This is a genomic window from Arcicella sp. GW458-12-2-14-TSB2, assembly GCF_059423785.1.
Map to the genome: position 1 here is coordinate 1 of NZ_JBWKYN010000330.1, position 2043 is coordinate 2043.

At 35.0% G+C, this 2043-nt stretch carries 2 protein-coding genes; both read right to left on the reverse strand.

Annotated elements, in window-relative coordinates:
• Positions 1-130 precede the first annotated feature (130 nt).
• On the reverse strand, positions 131-949 hold the full coding sequence (locus AC07XN_RS24200) for an aldo/keto reductase (RefSeq protein ID WP_494744908.1): 819 nt from the start codon (positions 947-949) through the stop codon (positions 131-133).
• A gap of 3 nt (positions 950-952) precedes the next feature.
• On the reverse strand, positions 953-1939 hold the full coding sequence (locus AC07XN_RS24205; RefSeq protein ID WP_494744909.1) for a phytanoyl-CoA dioxygenase family protein: 987 nt from the start codon (positions 1937-1939) through the stop codon (positions 953-955).
• Between the last annotated feature and the right edge of the window lie 104 nt (positions 1940-2043).

The window sequence follows — 2043 nt, forward strand, 5'->3', positions numbered from 1 at the left end:
TTTATTGATGAGGTGCAACTCAAAAAAATAGCTGAACCGCTGGTAAAAAGTGGGTATGGAAAATATCTGCTTGGGTTACTGAAAAAATAAAAACAAAAGGCTTTCTGCAACAGTAGAAAGCCTTTTGTTTTTATAACAGTTCCATAGGGTCTTCTACTACCCGTAGGTTTTCATTAAAACCATCAATCTTTTTCATGTCGTCATTAGATATTTCAAAATCAAAAATCTGAAAGTTTTCTTGTAATCGGATAGGACTTGATGATTTTGGAATTGTTGAAATATTATGCTGAATAGCCCATCTCAAAATAATTTGTGCGGGAGTCTTATAATATTTTTCACTCAAAGCGATTAATCGCTCATCATTAAAACGCTGACCTCTTACTAAAGGAGTATAAGCTTGCAACTGGATACCCTCTCTTTTACAACGCTCCAATAATGGTTGCTGAAATAAATAGGGACTAAACTCTACTTGATTGACTGCTGGTACCATTGTTTTATAAGTATCTAGTTCGTCTAAAAATGGTAATAAATAATTAGCAACACCGATTGCTCTTACTCGGTTAGTATTATACAGATGCTCAAGCGCTTTCCATGTGTCTTTTCTGGTTGCTTTAATTGGCCAGTGAATAAGGTATAAATCTATGTATTCACAATCCAATCGCTTCATACTTTCTTCAAAAGCTTGTAGGGTCTTGTCATATCCTTGGCTAGCATTATCAACTTTAGTTGTCAAAAAAATCTCATTTCTATCTATACCACTTTCTTTAATTCCTTTGCCAATTTCTATTTCGTTTTCATACATTGCGGCAGTATCAATTAACCTATACCCTATTTTTAAGGCGGTGCTTACAGTTTGTATCGCTTCTTGGTTATACATATCATATACGCCAAGTCCCAACAATGGCATTTGCACACCATTGTTGAGTTCAGTATAAATTTGTTTATGCATAACTTACCATTTTGTTAATCCTAATATTTTTTTTCCTAAATCGTTTAATTCAGCTACAGGATATTTTGTTTGTTCCCAGTTTCTTGGGTCACCAGGAAAAGCATAGCCTTCTGGAGCTACCCTATTTTTCCATGAATTAATTCTCCATTGTCTTAAAGGTTCGTTATCTTCCTCAGCAGGCATCATTGAAATATACTGCGCAATGCGTACTTTATCTTTACTTTTGTTCGGACGAATGCCATGCGGTTGGCTACTATTAAAAATCAGCAAGTCGCCAGCTTCTAATTTTACTTTTACAAATTTATCCTCAAAAGCAGATGTATCAGGCTGAAAATGATTTCTATCTGCTGGCTGTGTCAACTTCCAAGTATCATACGTTCTAAATAATTCAGGAATACATTGAAATCCTCCCATGTTTTCATCGGTTTGGTCGGCTAATGCCAGCACACCTTGAACATTCTGAGGTTTCGTCTCAGGGTCATAGTCCCAATGAATAAAACCTTTGTATTGGAAATCGGGACGTAATGGAAAATTCAAATTAGCGCGGTCTATCGTTACCCACAATTTTTCTGTTCCCCAAATATCAGCAAAGGCATCGTGTACTCTTTGGCTTTGTCTGTTGTTCCACAAATGTTGGTTATTATACACTTCTACCATGCCCGTACCCGTTAATTCTTTCATTTTCATTTCAGCTCTTGGATGGGTGTACCAAGTACTGGCATCATTAGGATTCTTTTCTTCAAATTCCCAAATAAATTCGGCTGTTCTTAAAGCCTGTTCTCTTGATACTGCATTTTTAATGATGACATATCCATTAGTTATCCAAAAATTCCAATCATCTTCCGTTAATACCTTTAGCGCTTTCCCATCATTAATACTGGTTCTTAGTTTTATTTGGCTGCTTGTAGCAGTAGATGGATTTCCTGGAATATCCAGATGAGCCATATTAGGCATCATAGTGGGCGTCATGGCCATAGTTTGATTTTCCATAATTTGTATAAATAATTATTGTTTTTTTTATACAAATTTGTATTCTTTTATATTGCATTTCTACATCAATTTTTTCCTAAATTTGAACTATATTGATATTATAT

Excerpts from the sequence above, each read along its gene's own strand:
- AC07XN_RS24200 (WP_494744908.1), bottom strand. The coding sequence starts at position 949 with ATGCATAAACAAATTTATACTGAACTCAACAATGGTGTGCAAATGCCA.
- AC07XN_RS24205 (WP_494744909.1), bottom strand. The coding sequence starts at position 1,939 with ATGGAAAATCAAACTATGGCCATGACGCCCACTATGATGCCTAATATG.